Raw genomic sequence first — 18,854 nt, forward strand, 5'->3', positions numbered from 1 at the left:
TAAGGGTAACAAATGAATTTTTGTACGTCAATGGATATAGTAATAATCAGACTATAGAGAAGAATTTGTCATTAAGAGAGAATGGTGTTTTGGAATAAAAAGAAGCTGATCTAAACGTTAGATCAGCTTCGATATGCAAAATTAAACTAAGTTTAATACAGTTACTTTTTCACGTGTCATAGACTCAAGGCTCTTACGAATACCTTGTGCGCCCATACCGGAACCTTTTACACCGATGAATGGGAAGTGGTCAGGACCGCGCTCTGTGCGTCCGTTAATTTGAACAGAACCCGTATCGATTTTGTTAGCAATTGCAAATGCTTTGTTAATGTCTTTTGTGAAGACACTTGCTTGTAAACCGAACTCTGATTTGTTCGCAATTTCAATCGCCTCTTCATCAGAAGAAACACGGATGATTGGAAGGATTGGACCGAATGGCTCTTCCCAAGCAACTTTCATGTCTTCTGTTACGTGGTCGATTAATGTTGGATAAATTAAGTTGCGCTCACGTTTGTTACCGATAACGATTGTTGCACCTTTTTCAGCAGCGTCGTCAACTAAACCTTGAACGAAGTCAGCAGATTTATCGTCGATTAATGGAACGATTGTGCTGTCTTGTTCTGGAGATCCAACAGATAGTTCCGCTACTTGCTCTTTTAATAAGCCAACAAGTTCGTCCGCTACATTTTCGTGTACAAGTACACGTTTAATAGCTGTACAACGTTGACCTGAGTAAGAGAATGCACCGCTCACGATATGTTTTGCAGCTTCTTGTAAGTCAGCATCTTCACGTACGATACCAGGGTCTTTACCGCCAAGTTCTAATACAAGTGGAATCATAGCAGCTTTTTTCGCTAAGTGAGCACCTGTGTTTGTACCACCTGTGAACGATACCATATTTACGCCAGGATGTTCTACTAAGTAATCACCAATAACAGAACCGCGTCCTGTTGCTACGTTTACAAGACCTTTTGGAAGTCCTGCTTTATGAAGTGCTTCAACCATTTTAATACCACTGATTGCGCCTTGTGTTGCTGGTTTGAAGATAACAGCGTTACCCATAATAAGTGCTGGTGCAAGTTTTGCAGCAGATAAGTTTACAGGATAGTTAAATGGTGCGATTGCTAATACAATTCCGCGTGGTGCGCGTTGAATGATGGCAAGTTTAGATTTAGATCCACCTGGGAAGCTATCACCCATCATGCTTTCGCCATGCATATGAAGTGCTTCATCAACTGTGTAACGAATTAAATCAGCTGTACGAACAACTTCTTTCTTCGCATCTTTATAGCCTTTACCGACTTCTTTCATAATAACATCGGCAATTTCATCTTGCATATTTACGAGCTCATCAGCCCATTTATATAAATATTTTGCGCGATCTTGTAGGGAAGCTTCAGCCCATGATTTTTGAGCTTCTTTTGCAGATGCAATTGCTTCATCTACTTCGCCGCGAGTAATTGCTTGTACTTGACCAATTACTTCGTGTAAGTATGGAGATGGAATGTCGATTGTTTCTCCAGAAGAGCTTTCTCTCCATTCTCCATTTAAATAAAATTTGTACGTATTGCTAGTCGTCATGATTTGTCCTCCTAAAATAGCAACTTGTAAGAGTGAGTATAAGGTGATTGTAGGTGGTTTGATAATATTTTTCAAATGAAATGTTTGTGAAAACGATTTCTTATTATTTTTTTATTTTGTATGCCCTTTCTTACGATGATTTTCCTTATTTTGAACTAAGTTATAGTGTGAAGAAATGAACGTAAAGTATAATCAATCACTTTCATTTTTTGTGATTAAAGATTATTTTATTCTATAATGAAAAAAACAATTGACAGAATACTCAATAAAGTTGTAAGATAATAAATGGAAAATAAATGAAAAGCAAATGAAGGGGGTGTGCGTAATGACTGTAATCATAAATGTAATGGGCTTAGCTGTTGTGTTATACAGTGAAAAACATTCATATCATTACGCAACCTGTGCGGATATATAGGACTTTTTTGTCTTATGAAAAGCGTACGTTGCGTATATCGTAACGTACGCTTTTATGCATTTTTTGCATATCGTCAAGCGACGGTATGCTTTTTTTGTTTATGTTGCTTGTTTCCATACTCTGTATGGTTACTATAAAAACAAAATTTGGAAGGTGGAAAAATGTGATGAGATGCTGCGGTTTTCAAAATGTAAAAGAGATGACTTTAGATAGCGGATAAAGAGCCTTGATTCAAACGAGAACGAGAAGGGAGAGGTTATATTGTTTTCAGTATTACAAAAATTAAGATGGTTTTTTAAAGAACATTGGAAGAGATATAGTATCGCGATTGGGGCACTTTTAATTGTAAATATTATTGAGGTCACTCCCCCGAAAATATTAGGAATGACCATTGATCATATTAAATCAGGTTCTTTAACAAATGAGGAAATTATGCAATATATTTGGATTTTATTTGGGGTAACGATAGGTGGTTATGCACTTACCTTCGTTTGGCAACATCAACTTTTTGGCGGTGCGTTCGTACTTGAGAAAACGATGCGTTCTAAGTTTATGGGGCATTTACTCAAAATGACACCGACCTTTTATCAAAAAAATCGTACTGGCGATTTAATGGCAAGAGCGACGAATGATTTAAAAGCAATTGCGATGACAGCTGGTTTAGGTATATTAACACTCGTTGATTCTAGTTTATATATGCTTACGATCGTTTGTATGATGGGCTTTTCAATTAGTTGGCAACTTACATTTGCTGCGCTTATACCGCTTCCAATTATGGCGTATGCAATGAATATATACGGAAAGAAATTACATGAACGATTTACGGTTGCGCAAGATGCTTTCGGAGATATGAACGATAAAGTGCTTGAATCAATTGCGGGTGTACGTGTTATTCGTGCGTATGTACAAGAAAATGCCGATCAAGAAAGGTTTCATCATTTAGGAGATGATGTATACGAGAAAAATATGAAAGTAGCAAGAATCGATGCATTATTCCAGCCAACTGTGAAAATGCTTGTCGGTCTTAGTTATTTAATTGGCTTAGTGTACGGTGCATATCTCGTATTCCAATCAAAAGTGACACTTGGTGAGCTCGTTTCCTTTAACGTATATTTAGGGATGATGATTTGGCCGATGTTTGCAATTGGAGAATTGATTAATGTTATGCAAAGAGGAAATGCTTCGTTAGATCGTGTAAATGAAACGTTAGCTTATGAGCCAGATGTGAAAGATCCAAAGAATCCAAAGGTTGTACAAGAACCGGAATACATTGATTTTGACAATGTTTCTTTCTCATATCCTTCAGCAACTGAAACGAATTTGAAAAAGGTTTCTTTCTCATTAAAACAAGGGGAAACACTTGGGATTGTTGGGAAAACAGGAAGCGGGAAAACGACTCTCGTTCGTCAGCTTCTTCGTCAATATCCACTTGGAGAAGGCGATATCGCGGTTTCTGATGTGAAGCTTGATAAAATTTCAAATGAGAACGTACTCGGATGGATTGGATACGTACCACAAGAGCATATTTTATTTTCAAAAACAGCAAGGGAAAATATTTTATTCGGAAATAGAGAGGCGAGTGAAGAGGAGCTTCAAAAAGCGATTGAAATTGCAGCGTTTAAAAAGGATTTAGAGTTTTTACCAGAAGGCTTAGAAACACTTGTTGGAGAAAAGGGTGTTTCTTTATCTGGTGGACAAAAACAAAGGATTTCAATCGCAAGAGCTGTCATTCAAAATCCAGAAATTTTAATTTTGGATGATTCTTTATCAGCTGTCGATGCTCGTACTGAAGCAGCGATTATTGAAAATATCCGTACGGAAAGAAGCGGAAAAACGACGATTATCACGACGCATCGTTTGTCAGCAGTACAGCATGCGGATTGGATTCTCGTTATGGATAACGGTGAAGTGATTGAAGAAGGTTCACACAATCTGCTTGTGCAAAATGGCGGCTGGTACGCTGAACAGTTTGAAAGGCAGCAAGGTGAAAGTGTGGACAGTGAGGTGAAAATATGAGCGTTTCAAAAAGATTATTTCAATACGCGATGAAGGTAAAGGGGCCGATTTTCGCAGCGATGGCGATGCTATTTGTTTTTGTAATTGCAGAGCTCGCAGGTCCTTTCGTCGCAAAAACGATGATTGATGATCATATCGTTGGAATAGAGAGACCTTGGTATGAAACAGAAAAGAGTGAGGATACTGTTTCATATAATGGCGCCTTTTATAAGCGAAGCGATCGCTTTGAGAAGGGGGAGAAAAAGGGAAAAGAAGTACGCGTGATGCAAGTCGGTTTTCAGTACTACTTTATACCAAATAAAGTGAATCTTGAAGGGTCACGTTCTGTAAAAGATAATATGATTACCGTTCAAAGTGGTAAGGCAGTGCAAGTGTATAAAGCAAAACCATTAACGAAAGAAGAAGTATTTGCGTTTTATAAACCAGAAATAAATCTTTTATTACTTCTTGGCGGTGGTTATTTCGCTTTATTAGTAGTCGTATCATTATTTGCGTATGGGAAGCAGTTTTTCTTACAGAAGGCGGCGAACAAAATTATTCAAATTATGAGGGAAGACGTCTTTTCTCATATTCAAACGTTGCCAATTCGGTATTTCGATCATTTACCGGCAGGGAAAATTGTTTCTCGTGTAACGAATGATACAGAAGCGATTCGTGATTTATATGTAACGGTACTTTCGACATTCGTCTCTAGTATCATTTATATTATCGGGATTTTCGCTGCGCTATTTTTACTCGATGTAAAACTTGCGATGTTATGTTTACTCATTATCCCAATCTTAATTGTTTGGGCGATTCTTTATAGAAAGTATGCGTCTGTATACAATCACAAAATGCGTTCTCGTCTATCCGATATTAACGGAACGGTGAATGAATCGATTCAAGGGATGCCAATTATTCAAGCATTCCGTCAAGAACGTGAAACGAAAAAAGAGTTTGAAGAACTAAATGGCGATTATTTTAAATACCAAAATAAAATTTTAAATTTAAATGCAGCAACATCGCATAACTTGGTTGCCGTATTAAGAAATATCGCTTTTACAGGAGTGATTTGGTATTTCGGTGGTGCATCATTAAGCGCTACGGGTATTGTTTCTCTAGGAATACTGTATGCCTTCGTTGATTACTTGACGAGATTATTCTCGCCGATCACGAATATGGTGAACCAGCTTGCAAACTTAGAGCAAGCGCGCGTTGCTTCAGAGCGTGTCTTCGAATTGCTTGAGGAAAAAGGAGAGGAAGTAGCAGAAGAACGTGTTCCTCGCTTAAATGGAAATGTTAAATTTGATAATGTTTCATTTTCTTATAATGGAAAAGATGAAGTGTTAAAAAATATTTCGTTTGAAGCAAAAAAAGGAGAAACGATTGCACTCGTCGGGCATACAGGATCAGGGAAAAGTTCGATTATGAATGTACTCTTTCAATTTTATGAGTTTCAAAAAGGGAAGCTTACAATTGATGGCCATGATGTGAAAGAGATGCCAAAGCAAGCGCTTCGTGAACATATGGGAATTGTTTTGCAAGATCCATTTTTATTTAGCGGAACAGTTGCTTCAAATGTAAGCTTAGAAAATCCAAAGATTTCAACGGCTCGCATCGTAAAAGCATTACATGACGTTGGTGCTGAAAGGTTCGCGAACAATATAAATGAAGAAATTACGGAAAAAGGAAGTACGCTCTCAAGCGGAGAACGCCAGCTCATATCGTTCGCTAGGGCGCTCGCTTTTGATCCAGCTATTTTAATTTTAGATGAAGCGACTTCAAGTATCGATACAGAGACAGAAGCGATGATTCAACAGGCGTTGGAAGTTGTGAAAAAAGGGAGAACGACATTTATTATCGCCCATCGACTTTCAACGATTAAGAGCGCCGATCAAATTATTGTGCTTGATAGAGGAACGATTTTAGAAAAAGGATCTCACGATGAATTAATGAAAAAACAAGGGCGTTATTATGAAATGTATAAAACACAAGTAGAAGGAAACCAAAGTGCTTAATATTCATTAAATGTTCAGAAAACTTTAAAGTAATGTTTACAAATGAATCGCTTTCTTTCCTTGTCTATATGATAAGTTGGAAGAAAGGGAGGGATAGGGATGGAAGAGCTATCAGTAACATTTAATATTGCTTTCTTTTTATTATTGTGTGGAATGATTGGATATTGTGTATTAGATTCTTAAAAGAACTTGCGTTAGTAGCAAGTTCTTTCTTATAAATAAGTAAGTATTGTTTTACCTTTTTCTTTATAAATGCTATATTAAAAAATGTTACTTATTTTTTGTATGTAGTGTTATTTTGCCGTTTTGTTTGATTATGAAGAAAAAGGATAGACTAATGGAGAACATTTTCATTGAAAAATTGTTCAAGATTGCATACAATCAATATAGTTTTTAAATTCCTATCAGAATACTTGGAGGATCGACGGTATGAAAAAATTATTTTCAGTGCTTGCAGTAGCTACATTAGCAGTTGGAATTGTGGCTGGTTGCGGTAAAGAAGAGAAAAAAGATACAGCTAGTCAAGACGCATTACAAAAAATAAAACAAAGCGGTGAGCTTGTAATTGGTACAGAGGGTACATATCCACCGTTTACATTCCATGATTCAAGCAATAAATTAACTGGATTTGACGTTGAGTTAGCAGAAGAAGTTGCAAAACGTTTAGGTGTAAAACCAGTATTTAAAGAAACACAATGGGATAGCTTACTTGCAGGTTTAGATGCGAAACGCTTCGATATGGTTGCAAACGAAGTTGGAATTCGTGAAGACCGTCAAAAGAAATATGATTTCTCTAAACCGTATATTTCATCTTCAGCAGTTTTAGTTATTGCAAAAGATAAAGATAAGCCAGCTACATTTACTGATGTAAAAGGATTAAAAGCAGCTCAATCTTTAACAAGTAACTATGCGGATATTGCTAAGAAAAATGGCGCGGAAATCGTTAGCGTAGAAGGATTTAGCCAAGCGGCAGAATTACTGAATACGGGCCGCGTTGATTTCACGATCAATGACAAATTATCAGTATTAAACTATTTAGAAACGAAAAAAGATGCAAAAATTAAAATTGTAGATACAGAAAAAGAAGCATCACAAAGTGGCTTCTTATTCCGTAAAGGTAGCGATAAGCTTGTACAAGAAGTAGATAAAGCGTTAGAAGACATGAAAAAAGATGGTACGTATGACAAAATAACGAAAAAATGGTTCGGTGAAAATGTATCTAAGTAGTGCATTGATTTCAGATCGATTATCTACATGGATAGATATTATGCAAACTTCCTTCACGCCTATGCTGAAGGAAGCCATTTTTACGACAATTCCATTAACGCTTACTACATTTATCATTGGTATTATACTTGCGACGTTAACAGCGCTTGCGCGCATTTCAAATAGCCGCATTTTACAATGGATTGCTCGTATCTATGTATCTATCATTCGCGGGACGCCACTTCTTGTACAATTATTTATTATTTTCTATGGTCTTCCAACTCTTAAAATTGAGATTGAGCCATATACAGCAGCTGTAATTGGATTTTCATTAAACGTCGGTGCGTATGCATCTGAAATTATTCGTGCTTCGATTCTTTCTATACCGAAAGGACAGTGGGAAGCAGCTTATACAATTGGGATGACATATCCACAAGCATTAAAACGCATTATTTTACCGCAAGCAACGCGCGTGTCAATTCCGCCTCTTTCGAACACATTTATTAGCTTAGTGAAGGATACTTCATTAGCATCGTTAATTTTAGTAACAGAAATGTTCCGAAAAGCACAGGAAATCGCGGCGATGAACTATGAGTTTTTAATTGTTTATTTCGAAGCAGGACTTATTTATTGGGTCATTTGTTTCTTATTATCTATCGTGCAGCAAATATTAGAAAAACGTGCAGAACGTTACACTCTAAAATAATAATCCTTTCATAAAAGGAGTTTTTGTTTTTATGATTTCAATTCAACATTTACAAAAAAAATTCGGAGATAATACCGTACTAAAACATATAGACGTATCAGTAGAGAAGGGTGAAGTTGTTGTCATTATTGGACCATCTGGATCTGGTAAAACGACATTTTTACGTTGCCTGAATGTATTAGAAACACCGAACGCTGGTAGCGTTCGCATTGGTGATAAAGAGCTTGATTTTTCTCAAAAAGTAACGAAAAAAGATATTGTAAATCTTCGTACGCAAACAGGAATGGTGTTCCAACACCATAACTTATTCCCGCATTTAACAGCACTTCAAAATGTAATGGAAGGACTTATTACAGTGAAAAAGAGCGGGAAAGAAGAAGCGAAAAAGAAAGCGAGTTATTTCCTTGAGAAGGTTGGTCTTGCTGATAAAATGGATTTATATCCGTTTCAATTATCGGGCGGGCAACAACAGCGTGTAGGAATTGCTCGTGCACTTGCGATGGAACCTGAAGTGTTATTATTTGATGAACCGACATCAGCACTCGATCCTGAACTTGTACAAGAAGTTCTAAAAGTAATGAAAGAACTTGCAAAAGAAGGAATGACGATGGTGATTGTAACGCACGAAATGCGCTTTGCTCATCAAATTGCGAACCGTGTTATTTTTATGGATGGTGGCGTCGTTGTCGAACAGGGTACACCGGAAGACGTATTTACAAATCCAAAAGAAGAAAGAACGAAGAAGTTTTTACAAATGCTACAGTAAGAAAGAAAGGTCTCAAGCGTATGCTTGAGACCTTTTTTGCCATTTATATTTATTTTTGGAATCCGCCAAGGCTTTGCTCAGCCATTGCTACTAAACGTTTTGTAATTTCGCCACCAACAGAACCGTTAGCACGAGATGTAGAATCAGCTCCTAATTGTACACCAAATTCTTGAGCGATTTCGTACTTCATTTGATCGATTGCAGCTGTTGCGCCTGGTACTACTAATTGATTGTAAGAACTTTGGTTTGCCATAGGAATATATCCTCCTTAGAGTATAAAAGTTTTTTTGGTTGGACTAGCTGGATTTGAACCAGATGACCGCCCCGTTTGGCGCTAATCCATCGTTGATTAAGATTGTACTCATAGTATGGGTGTTACCTAGAAAGATATGCAGAATAATAATTTGTAAATTTTGTAAAAAAAATTTGTGGTTTCGTAAATTATGAAATAAGAGTAGCCGTTGTATTTTTAAGAAAGAAGGTCAAACTAAGAGCGATATCATATGTAAGTTTGCTCTTTTGATATGACTTCATGTGATCAGCTACTTTGTGAGTAGAGATAATAAATAAATGAACGAAAAGTTGCTAGCTTTTTTTGTTTGTTAAAGTGAGAGAAAGTACAGCTCAGTAGAACAAAAACTAGGTCGGCATCTACCTTGTATATATGTTTTAACGCTGGATGTGGCAGAAAAAGGAACTGGCGGCTCCTAAGCATGGTTAGAAGCGCTCTTCCAACCTAAAAAAGAAAAAGGTTTAAACCTTTTTATAAGAAATATTGTATGGAGGAATAACGATGGGAATTTGCCCGCTTTGTAACGCTTTAGAATCTCAAACATATTCTTGTCCAAATTGCCAAGGTGTACTCCAAGACTATGGGAAAACTGTAGATTACATAGATACTTATAGTGCATATATGGATCAGGAATTATTAAGTGAAGTAGATGGTTTAACATATAATAATTCAGAGAAATATTGCAATCATGTTTTTTATTGCGGAGTATGTCATGTAGAAACAGAAATTATCGTGAAGCTTGTGTAAATAGAAAACTTCCACCTTATGAATGAGGTGGAAGTTTTTGTTCTTGTATTTTTGTATGAATCATAGGAGAAGGTATACTTTCGGTTATTGAGGAAGAGGTTGATTTTGTTTTTAATATTATTTCTTTTTGATCACGTGAAGCATGCTCTGTTAAATAGATAGCATATTCATAAAATAATTGGCGTGTGAGTTCACTTTGCTCCTTTAGCCGTTCATCTTGAAATACAGTCCGCCCAGGCTTAGAGTTCGCTTCAAATAACCAAGGGTTTTCTTGAATATCTAAACCGATGTCGAAGCCGATTTCGCCGATATTTCCAGTTACACGTCGATCGAGAGCTGAGCTTATTTGTAAGGCTGTTTGCTTTAATTTATTTTCAATTTGAATTTGTTTCGTTGAATCAGGAAAAAGCTCTTGAAGTAGTTTCGTATCACCACCGCTATTTACATGAGTTGTTAAGCTACCTTTTCCAGCGATTTTTGCGACAATTGCACTGACTCTCCAATTACCGAAATGGTTTTTATTTGTATGAATCCGAAAATCGACGGGTTGCCCATCAAAGCGTAATAATGAGATACCTTGCTGAACGATGAATTTTTTCAAATCATGCCCTTTTAATACATGATTGAGAAGTGTCTCTAATGAATGATACTTTCGTAATTTATTTTCGCCATTTTCACGATAGCGACAATAATAGCGATTATCCGTTTTGGAATAGAAAACTTGATGAATATTTCTCCCAAAGCTACCATGTATCGGTTTCATATAAATATGCTTATAATGAGCAAGCAGCTGTTCTACTTGCTCAAAGTGTTGAAACGCTTCTGTTTTCGGTAATAAAGAGGCGATAGAATCTTCTTTCACAAGAAGTTGATGAATTTCCCATTTGTTGAAAAACCCTGGGTTAAACCATGGAATGGCATAGTCACCTTGCAATCGTTTTTTTGCTCTTACGATCGGTTTATAATTTTCTGCTTCGCGATTTGGTAATCGGTCGTAAATTACATTCGGCAGCGGAACTTTATTTCTTATCCAACGCCCCTCTTTAAAGAAGTAGCCTTCAATTGTTTCCTCTTCCCAGTTTATATGTTGAACGCCAAAAGCAAATACGAATGGGCGTAATGTGAATGGTGGTGTCAGCAACTCACTGAGAGAAGTTGAGCGACTTCCTAAAGGGGTAGGTGAGTCAGCGTTAAAACCAGTTGTGAAAATCCCGATTAATGGGCCGAAAATAATTGTTTGATTCTGAGTAAAGGCAAAGATTGTAGTCGAATGTGGAAGTAAAAGTTTTTCTGCGATTTGTTTTCCGATAATGATTTCCCGATTAAATGTATAGTGAATTTTAATATCTTCACAGGCGATGTAACGTGCTCCGAAGGAAAGGGATGTAATAGGCGGTGTAATAGAAAAAATGTAAGGTAAAGTGATACTATCCGGAAGTTCATCTGAAATATGTAATGTGTATATATAATCTTTCAATCGTGTTTCGCCTCCTTTCGTTACGGTGTGAAGCGGCTGAACTTCAGTGGACCGTGAAAAATTTCTTCGGCGAGCGAATGGTTGTGCTGAATAAAGGGTGTATAAGATGGTCTTGTATTGACATACATAAGCCAAATAGCACCTTTTTGATCCATAATGGTGGAAAGCTCTAATTCAAATAGTGAAGAATAGGAGTTATCCAGTAGTTTAAGGACTTCGGTTACAATGTCATGTAATGCGTCTTGCAATAAATGTACGCCAGTAGAAGAGAGTAAATATTGTATTTTGGAAAATGGATGTAATGTAGCGTTTTCTATAGTTGGAAGTAAAAAGTGTGAAGGGGATGTACTTTTTTGTATAAATTGACCAAGTACATTCCATTTTTGTTCTTTGTTCTTTTGCATAACGGTGCGAATATGAATCGGATACGTTAATTGATTTGGAGGATGTAACATTGGATGAATCATGTAACGAGATAGTTGTATTTCAGATTGGCACCATAATATGAATTGGTCTGTTCGTTTGAATTGAATAGGAGCGTGCTTTTCTGTGTTCAGTGTATCTATGTGAAATATTTTATCTTTATAAGTGACTCGATATAATTTTTCATTTGAATATATAGTGACTGGCCTTATAATGATGTCTTTTGTCTTTTGTAGTAATTTGAAAATTCCTCTTATAGTCCCTTTATCGATTTGTGGTATATAAGGAGAAAGGCGTTTATTAGTGAGAAAAAGATTGTGTACTTCACTTGGATCGATAAGAGTGTTATTTAAAACAATAGTTGAAGAACGCTTTTGCAAGGAATGAATAATCGGTTTCGCTTTTTGAAATTCAGCATCCTCTTTGAAATGACAGCGATCATATATATATGAAGGGATGGGGAAGAGTTGTTCAATCCAGCTCCCTGTATCTGTGTCATAAATAAGACCTGTGACAAGATCAGTCTTTGAATCGATGCCAAAAGGCGTAAATTGGGCGACGACGTTGTAATATTGACGAGCGCGCTTAGCGATTTCGGTGTAATACGTTCGCTCATGATGAAATTGTAACGTTAAAAGTCCAAGAACCAACGAAATCACTCCTTTGTATATAAGATACTTTCGTAACAATGAACAGAAAAAGGTGAGTTATTCATTGCAAATACTTTTTTATACCATTATACTTTTGTCCGTATGACGATATGCTATTTTTTCAAGTACATGAATGAGGAAAGGCATTAGAATTGTGTATTGACATATGAAATATAGCTTTTGGAGAAATGAAAGGTTGATTGTAATGAATATATGGTTAAACATGTTAACTACAACAGGGCTCGGGGCAGTAATCGGTGGATATACGAATCATTTAGCGATAAAAATGTTATTTCGCCCTCATCGTCCTATTTATATTGGAAAGTTTCAAGTACCATTTACACCAGGTTTAATTCCGAAACGCCGTGATGAACTTGCTGTTCAACTTGGGAAAATGGTTGTTGATCATTTGTTAACGCCAGAAGGAATCGGAAAAAAGCTAGCAAATAAAGAGTTTCAACAAGAGCTCATTCGCTGGGCACAGGTGGAAGTTGATAAAGTGATTACGAATGAGCAATCATTACGAGATGTGTTAGAAAAATGGAATTTAACACATGTCGAAAAAGAGGCAACGCAAAAAATTGAAAGTGTTATTGCGGAAAAAATCCATGCATTTTTAGCAGAGTATTATACATATACATGGGAACAAGCTTTACCTAGCTCTGTTCATGAGAAAGTAGAGGAAGCAATTCCAAATGTCGCATCCTTCATTTTAGAAAGAGGGAAAAGCTTTTTTGAAAGTGAAGAAGGAAAAGCAAGGCTCACAAAAATGATTGATGATTTTTTCGCTTCTCGAGGTACGTTACTAAATTTAGTCGGTATGTTTTTAGGAAATATAAGCTTAGTGGATCGTGTGCAACCAGAAGTGATTAAGTTTTTAGAGCAAGAAGGAACGAAGCAGCTTTTAAGCGATATCCTGCAAAAAGAGTGGAAGAAGTTAAAAGGAAGAGAAGTAAAGGAATTAGAAGTGTTTGTAGAGAAAGAAACAATTGTGAACTCGGTGGTTTCAGTAGTGAAAGTTGAGGAAACAGTAAGTAGATTTCTGAATCAATCTGTTCAGCACGTATGCGAGCCAGTTAGAGAGACAATTGTTGAACAAGCGATTCCTAGCCTCGTACAGAAAGGGTTAGAGTGGGGAACGAAAAACGTAGAAAGCATATTAAAAAATTTACGTCTTGCGGAAATTGTACAACAAGAAGTAGCTACATTTTCAACAGAGCGACTAGAGGATCTCGTATTATCGATTACAAAAAGTGAATTAAAGATGATTACCTATTTAGGTGCGTTATTAGGAGGAGCCATTGGTCTCTTTCAAGGGTTGTTACTCTTGTTCTTCATGTAATAAAAGCGAGTAGATATAAATAAAAGTGAAATTTCTTCACAACTCTTGCATAGTTTGATATGGTAAGAAGGTACGTATCCTAAAGATGCTCAAAAGGGCAGTGTGTATAAAGACACTCGCCTGCTAAAGGAGGAAAATAAAATGACAAAAAACATTCATGATGTTGCATATGAATTACAAAAAACAATTGCTGAAAACGAAGATTTTCAAACATTAAAAGCAAGTTACGCAGAAGTACAAGCGGATGCTGAATCAAAGAAATTATTCGAAGAATTTCGTACGATACAAATTGGCCTACAACAAAAAATGATGCAAGGTCAAGAACTTACGGAAGAAGATAACAAAAAAGCACAAGAAGTTGTAGTTCTTATTCAGCAAGATGCAAAAATCACAAAATTAATGGAAACTGAGCAACGTTTAAACGTTGTGATCGGCGACATTAACAAAATCATTATGAAGCCACTTGAAGAATTATATAGCGCGCAACAAGCGTAATGAAGAAAGACGTCCCTTGAATTTTTAGGGGCGTCTTTTTTTGTTTTATGTTTTTCATACTAATCACGCCCTTTTTTTAGTTGATAGTATCAGTACGTCCAAGTTTTATAGATTTTTTGCACCAGAACCTTTTATTCCGCTATTTGTGGGCACCTCAAAATTTGGTGGAGGCAAGGAAGTTAGGGGTGGGGGATGAGAAAAACTTACTGATTAAAGTTTCACTTTATCGTGTAGCAACAATGCACTATGTTAAAAGTAGGGAATAGGAATAAATAAATTCGTAAATTATATTATTTTAGAATAATTAATAAATGTAAGGGTTTTCTTTTGGTATTGTCAAAATACTGTCAAATCATATTGTTGGAAAAATAATGCATTTGTAATATAATGATAAACGAAACATATTTCACCATCTTAATTAACTAGGTGAAGTTTTGAAGGTAATTAGCTTTATTGTACAAGATTATGAAATAAAGGGATGATTAGTTTGAGTACAGATGTAAAAGCAAACAACGTGAAAGCAAAAACAAAAGGAGCCGATCTTGTTGTTGATTGTTTAATCAAACAAGGTGTTACACATGTTTTTGGTATTCCAGGAGCGAAGATTGATTCTGTTTTTGATGTACTGCAAGAAAGAGGACCAGAATTAATTGTTTGTCGTCATGAACAAAACGCAGCGTTTATGGCAGCCGCTATTGGTAGATTAACAGGAAAACCGGGCGTATGTCTTGTAACTTCAGGACCAGGAACATCAAATTTAGCGACAGGTCTTGTTACTGCGAATGCGGAGAGTGATCCCGTTGTTGCTTTAGCTGGTGCGGTACCACGTACAGATCGATTAAAACGTACGCATCAATCTATGGATAATGCTGCACTATTCGAACCAATCACAAAATATAGCGTAGAAGTAGAGCATCCTGATAATGTGCCAGAAGCACTGACAAATGCATTCAGAAGTGCTACTTCTACAAATCCAGGTGCAACTCTTGTCAGTCTTCCGCAAGACGTTATGACTGCGGAAACGACAGTACAATCTATCGGTGCGCTTTCTAAGCCACAGCTTGGAATCGCTCCCACATACGATATTGAATATGTAGTAGAAAAGATAAAATCAGCGAAATTACCAGTTATTTTACTTGGTATGAGAGCGAGCACAAATGAAGTGACGAAAGCTGTTCGTGAATTAATTGCTGGTACAGAACTTCCGGTCGTAGAAACATATCAAGCAGCTGGTGCGATTTCACGTGAGTTAGAAGATCATTTCTTCGGACGCGTTGGATTATTCCGTAATCAACCAGGTGATATTTTACTAGAAGAAGCGGACTTTGTTTTATCAATCGGTTATGACCCGATTGAGTATGATCCGAAATTCTGGAATAAACTTGGCGACAGAACAATTATTCATCTTGATGATCATCAAGCAGATATTGATCATGATTACCAACCAGAGCGTGAGTTAATTGGTGATATTAGCTTAACTGTAAATAGTATTGCAGAGAAGTTACCGAAACTTGTGTTATCAACGAAATCAGAAGCTATTTTAGAACGTTTACGTACGAAATTATCCGAACAAGCTGAAATTCCAAACCGTGCTTCAGAAGGTGTTACGCATCCACTACAAGTCATTCGTACACTTCGATCATTAATTGATGATGAAACAACTGTTACGTGTGATATCGGTTCACATTCTATTTGGATGGCAAGATGCTTCCGTTCTTATGAACCACGTAGATTACTATTTAGTAACGGTATGCAAACGTTAGGTGTTGCGCTTCCTTGGGCAATTGCGGCAACTTTAGTAGAACCAGGTAAAAAAGTTGTTTCTGTGTCAGGTGATGGCGGTTTCTTATTCTCAGCGATGGAATTAGAAACAGCTGTCCGTCTAAATGCGCCGGTTGTACATCTCGTTTGGAGAGACGGTACATATGACATGGTTGCGTTCCAACAAATGATGAAATACGGCAGAACATCAGCTACAGAGTTTGGCGATGTTGATCTTGTGAAATATGCGGAAAGTTTCGGTGCAATAGGTCTTCGCGTCAATACACCAGACGAATTAGAAGGTGTATTGAGAGAGGCTTTAGAAGCAGAAGGTCCTGTCATTGTTGATATTCCAATCGATTACCGTGACAACATTAAATTAAGTGAAAAGTTATTACCAAACCAATTAAACTAATTGGAAAGGAGTATGAGAGAAATGAGCGTGGCACAATTATTAGAGATTGATGCAAAAAGAACGAAAACGAACAATGAAGTATATCAAACATCAACAATGCTTGCATTATTAGATGGTGTATACGATGGTATTATTAATTTTGAGGAATTGAAAAAACATGGCGATTTCGGTATCGGCACATTTGATCAATTAGACGGCGAAATGATCGCATTTGATAATGAGTTTTATCATTTACGTTCAGACGGTTCAGCAGAAAAAGTAGAACCGGAAGAAACAACGCCATTTGCGACTGTAACATTTTTTGAAAAAGAAATGAGTTATACGATTAACCGTCCGATGAATCGAGAAGAAGTAGAAGTGTTATTACATGAATTAATGCCAAGTAAAAACCTATTTTATGCGATTCGAATGGATGGGACTTTCCGTGAAGTAAGAACGAGAACAGTTCCAAGACAAGAAAAGCCGTATACACCGCTCGTAGAAGTGACGAAATCACAGCCAATCTTTTCATTTGAAAATACAGACGGTACAATGGCAGGTTTTTGGACACCAGATTACGCACAAGGCATTGGCGTAGCGGGTTTCCACTTACATTATATTGACGATGAACGAAGCGGGGGCGGACATGTTTTTGACTTTGGCGTAGAAAACTGTACAATCCAAATTTGTCAAAAAGCGCATCTGCATTTAGCACTTCCAGAAACAGCTGATTTTATGGCTGCGGAATTATCAAGAGAAAATTTAGAGAATGATATTGCGACTGCGGAAGGTGCGGAGTAAAAGGAAAGGGAAGCTAGTAGGCTTCCCTTTTTACTTTGAAACAAACGGATGCTTTTCATAATAAAAACGCCACGGATAGTGAATGGCTTCTTCTGCATAATCGATATTAATGCGAGGGCCCGCTGTTATGTTGTATTTGAATGATAGATGTTTTTCTTCTGGAACGAATTCAATATGTAATGTATCACTTTGTAATGATACCCCGCGTTCTTCTAAAGTAATTCCGAGTGCACGGCATAGCTTTCCGGGGCCATTTGTTAAGTTTTTGTACTGCGCCTTTGTAATGTCTGTTTTGTTATAGCGTGCCAGTTTCATTTGTTCGATTCCGTCTGTAGGTTCAAGAGCGCGAATGAGAACTCCTTGAGGTGTACCGATTGGTGCAGTAATGACATTAAAACAGTGGTACATGCCGTAAATAAGATATACGTAAGCATGACCTGGTGTACCGAACATGACTTCAGTTCGATCCGTCCGTCTTCCGCCGTAACTATGCGCTGCTTTATCATCTGGTCCTTTATACGCTTCCACTTCCACAATAATTCCGCTCCGTTTTACGCCGTCTACAATGTGTACAAGTTTATGCCCAAGTAATTTTTTGGCGACTTCTAACGTATCGCCTTCATAAAAAGAAGGTGGTGCCTGCATTGTACTATCTCCTTTGCCAGTTGTATATGTATATATTAAACCAAATTTTTAGTAGCGATTCTAACTCGTTCTATTTAACAAATGTATTTCATAAATTATGGATAGAGTATAACAGCGAAGAGGGGGAGTGCGACATGATTTATCGCTTACTAGCTCTTAATATAGATGGGACACTACTATACAACAATGGAAAAATCGCAAAAGGACTACGGGAAACAATTGAATTTGTGAAGAGAAAAGATGTATATGTCACATTGTTTACGAGCCGTAATTTTCAATCCGCTCATAAAATAGCGAAAGCGTTAAAATTAGATTCTATATTGGTTACGCATGGTGGTGCTTTCGTTTCAGCCACATTAGATAAACCGTTTGTTCAAAAGAGATTATCTGAAGAGAAAACGTTTAATATTGTGCAAGTGCTGGAACATTTCGAATGTTATACGCGCCTTTCTCATGAAAGGTTTTCGATTGGGAATCGTGAGAGAAATACACCGAATTTAATTGCGCGTACTGTATTATCAAGTGCAGATCCGTTATTTTATCCTGTTCAGTTTGTAGACTCATTAGGCGATGCGCTTCGTGATCATCCAGTCGCTGCACCAAAAATTGATGTTGTATTTCATAGTAAAGGGGAAAAGGAAAGAGCTCTTAAAACGTTACAAAAAGCGTTTGATGATATAGAATATGTCGAATGCGATGCGAAACGAATCGAAATTCTTCCTCAAAATGTATCGAAATTAAATGGATTACAATTACTCGGAGAACATCTTGGTATTTCTTTAAACGAAATGGTCGCAATCGGAGATAGTTTAGAAGATCTAGATGTTATTGCAAATGTAGGACTCGGGGTAGCGATGGGGAATGCACCTGTAGAATTAAAGCAAGCGGCAAATTGGATTACACGCTCTAATAATGAAAATGGCGTGGAGTATATGATTAAAGAGCATTTTCGTAAGCAATTCCCGCTTCCGTTTTTAAAGAACCATGGGCAAACGCCGAAGCGATAATAGAAGAAACGTAGCTTTATAGCTACGTTTCTTTTTTGTAAGCTACGTTTTCGAAGGTGAAATGAAACTATTCTAGAAGTAAATTGTGTGTGAAATCTAGACAATTCACTTGAATATTTTAGCAAACTGTTGT

Annotated in this window: 16 protein-coding genes; 11 read left to right on the top strand and 5 right to left on the bottom strand. The window is 37.0% G+C overall.

The window, feature by feature from the left end:
- Positions 1 to 141: 141 nt before the first annotated feature.
- Positions 142 to 1,581, bottom strand: a complete 1,440-nt coding sequence (gene gapN / locus DJ93_RS17220; RefSeq protein ID WP_042982143.1) for an NADP-dependent glyceraldehyde-3-phosphate dehydrogenase — start codon at positions 1,579 to 1,581, stop codon at positions 142 to 144.
- 676 nt (positions 1,582 to 2,257) lie between these two features.
- Between gapN and DJ93_RS17225 the strand changes: the two genes are divergently transcribed.
- The 5 genes from DJ93_RS17225 (at position 2,258) to DJ93_RS17245 (ending at position 8,687) form a co-directional block, all read left to right on the top strand.
- Positions 2,258 to 4,012, top strand: coding sequence for an ABC transporter ATP-binding protein (locus tag DJ93_RS17225; protein WP_042982144.1), 1,755 nt, complete (start codon positions 2,258 to 2,260; stop codon positions 4,010 to 4,012).
- The gene (locus tag DJ93_RS17230) at positions 4,009 to 6,009 is read left to right on the top strand and encodes an ABC transporter ATP-binding protein (RefSeq protein WP_042982145.1); all 2,001 of its coding nucleotides are present in this window, start codon (positions 4,009 to 4,011) and stop codon (positions 6,007 to 6,009) included. The genes DJ93_RS17225 and DJ93_RS17230 overlap by 4 nt, the downstream gene beginning before the upstream one ends.
- A gap of 429 nt (positions 6,010 to 6,438) precedes the next feature.
- Positions 6,439 to 7,236, top strand: coding sequence for an amino acid ABC transporter substrate-binding protein (locus DJ93_RS17235; protein WP_042982146.1), 798 nt, complete (start codon positions 6,439 to 6,441; stop codon positions 7,234 to 7,236).
- A complete protein-coding gene (locus DJ93_RS17240) occupies positions 7,223 to 7,921 on the top strand; it encodes an amino acid ABC transporter permease (RefSeq protein ID WP_042982148.1) in 699 nt (232 codons plus the stop codon). Before DJ93_RS17235 ends, DJ93_RS17240 begins: the two co-directional genes overlap by 14 nt.
- Positions 7,922 to 7,952: 31 nt before the next feature.
- Complete coding sequence (locus DJ93_RS17245; protein WP_042982150.1) at positions 7,953 to 8,687, top strand: amino acid ABC transporter ATP-binding protein; 735 nt, start codon at positions 7,953 to 7,955, stop codon at positions 8,685 to 8,687.
- 49 nt (positions 8,688 to 8,736) lie between these two features.
- On the opposite strand, the gene sasP is transcribed toward DJ93_RS17245, so the two are convergent.
- Positions 8,737 to 8,940 (bottom strand): small acid-soluble spore protein, SasP family, encoded by a 204-nt coding sequence (sasP, locus tag DJ93_RS17250; RefSeq protein ID WP_034639430.1) that lies wholly within the window; start codon positions 8,938 to 8,940, stop codon positions 8,737 to 8,739.
- Between the two features lie 540 nt (positions 8,941 to 9,480).
- Here sasP and DJ93_RS17255 point away from each other — a divergent pair.
- Positions 9,481 to 9,726, top strand: coding sequence for a hypothetical protein (locus DJ93_RS17255; protein ID WP_042982151.1), 246 nt, complete (start codon positions 9,481 to 9,483; stop codon positions 9,724 to 9,726).
- A gap of 16 nt (positions 9,727 to 9,742) precedes the next feature.
- Here the strand turns inward: DJ93_RS17255 and DJ93_RS17260 are convergent, their stop codons facing one another.
- On the bottom strand, positions 9,743 to 11,203 hold the full coding sequence (locus DJ93_RS17260; RefSeq protein ID WP_042982152.1) for a YheC/YheD family endospore coat-associated protein: 1,461 nt from the start codon (positions 11,201 to 11,203) through the stop codon (positions 9,743 to 9,745).
- 20 nt (positions 11,204 to 11,223) lie between these two features.
- Complete coding sequence (locus DJ93_RS17265; protein ID WP_042982153.1) at positions 11,224 to 12,276, bottom strand: YheC/YheD family protein; 1,053 nt, start codon at positions 12,274 to 12,276, stop codon at positions 11,224 to 11,226.
- Positions 12,277 to 12,472: 196 nt separating this feature from the next.
- On the opposite strand from DJ93_RS17265, the gene DJ93_RS17270 reads away from it, so the two are divergent.
- From DJ93_RS17270 to budA, 4 genes are all read left to right on the top strand, one after another.
- Positions 12,473 to 13,618 carry a DUF445 domain-containing protein gene (locus DJ93_RS17270; RefSeq protein WP_042982154.1) on the top strand — a complete coding sequence of 382 codons (1,146 nt, stop codon included), beginning with the start codon at positions 12,473 to 12,475 and terminating at the stop codon, positions 13,616 to 13,618.
- Between the two features lie 141 nt (positions 13,619 to 13,759).
- Positions 13,760 to 14,113 carry a YlbF/YmcA family competence regulator gene (locus DJ93_RS17275; protein WP_042982156.1) on the top strand — a complete coding sequence of 118 codons (354 nt, stop codon included), beginning with the start codon at positions 13,760 to 13,762 and terminating at the stop codon, positions 14,111 to 14,113.
- A 487-nt stretch (positions 14,114 to 14,600) separates the two neighbouring features.
- On the top strand, positions 14,601 to 16,289 hold the full coding sequence (gene alsS / locus DJ93_RS17280) for an acetolactate synthase AlsS (RefSeq protein ID WP_042982157.1): 1,689 nt from the start codon (positions 14,601 to 14,603) through the stop codon (positions 16,287 to 16,289).
- A 21-nt stretch (positions 16,290 to 16,310) separates the two neighbouring features.
- Positions 16,311 to 17,069 (top strand): acetolactate decarboxylase, encoded by a 759-nt coding sequence (gene budA / locus DJ93_RS17285; RefSeq protein ID WP_042982158.1) that lies wholly within the window; start codon positions 16,311 to 16,313, stop codon positions 17,067 to 17,069.
- A gap of 30 nt (positions 17,070 to 17,099) precedes the next feature.
- Here the strand turns inward: budA and DJ93_RS17290 are convergent, their stop codons facing one another.
- Entirely contained in the window at positions 17,100 to 17,714 is a 615-nt protein-coding gene (locus DJ93_RS17290) for a DNA-3-methyladenine glycosylase (RefSeq protein ID WP_042982159.1), read from the bottom strand.
- Between the two features lie 134 nt (positions 17,715 to 17,848).
- Here DJ93_RS17290 and DJ93_RS17295 point away from each other — a divergent pair, with 134 nt between their 5' ends.
- Positions 17,849 to 18,721, top strand: coding sequence for a Cof-type HAD-IIB family hydrolase (locus tag DJ93_RS17295; RefSeq protein WP_042982160.1), 873 nt, complete (start codon positions 17,849 to 17,851; stop codon positions 18,719 to 18,721).
- Positions 18,722 to 18,854: the final 133 nt, after the last annotated feature.

Source organism: Bacillus clarus, from assembly GCF_000746925.1.
Lineage (GTDB): Bacteria > Bacillota > Bacilli > Bacillales > Bacillaceae_G > Bacillus_A > Bacillus_A clarus.

Excerpts from the sequence above, each read along its gene's own strand:
- DJ93_RS17245 (WP_042982150.1), top strand. The coding sequence starts at position 7,953 with ATGATTTCAATTCAACATTTACAAAAAAAATTCGGAGATAATACCGTA.
- DJ93_RS17240 (WP_042982148.1), top strand. The coding sequence starts at position 7,223 with ATGTATCTAAGTAGTGCATTGATTTCAGATCGATTATCTACATGGATA.
- DJ93_RS17255 (WP_042982151.1), top strand. The coding sequence starts at position 9,481 with ATGGGAATTTGCCCGCTTTGTAACGCTTTAGAATCTCAAACATATTCT.
- budA (WP_042982158.1), top strand. The coding sequence starts at position 16,311 with ATGAGCGTGGCACAATTATTAGAGATTGATGCAAAAAGAACGAAAACG.
- DJ93_RS17275 (WP_042982156.1), top strand. The coding sequence starts at position 13,760 with ATGACAAAAAACATTCATGATGTTGCATATGAATTACAAAAAACAATT.
- DJ93_RS17235 (WP_042982146.1), top strand. The coding sequence starts at position 6,439 with ATGAAAAAATTATTTTCAGTGCTTGCAGTAGCTACATTAGCAGTTGGA.
- DJ93_RS17295 (WP_042982160.1), top strand. The coding sequence starts at position 17,849 with ATGATTTATCGCTTACTAGCTCTTAATATAGATGGGACACTACTATAC.
- sasP (WP_034639430.1), bottom strand. The coding sequence starts at position 8,940 with ATGGCAAACCAAAGTTCTTACAATCAATTAGTAGTACCAGGCGCAACA.
- gapN (WP_042982143.1), bottom strand. The coding sequence starts at position 1,581 with ATGACGACTAGCAATACGTACAAATTTTATTTAAATGGAGAATGGAGA.
- DJ93_RS17230 (WP_042982145.1), top strand. The coding sequence starts at position 4,009 with ATGAGCGTTTCAAAAAGATTATTTCAATACGCGATGAAGGTAAAGGGG.
- DJ93_RS17290 (WP_042982159.1), bottom strand. The coding sequence starts at position 17,714 with ATGCAGGCACCACCTTCTTTTTATGAAGGCGATACGTTAGAAGTCGCC.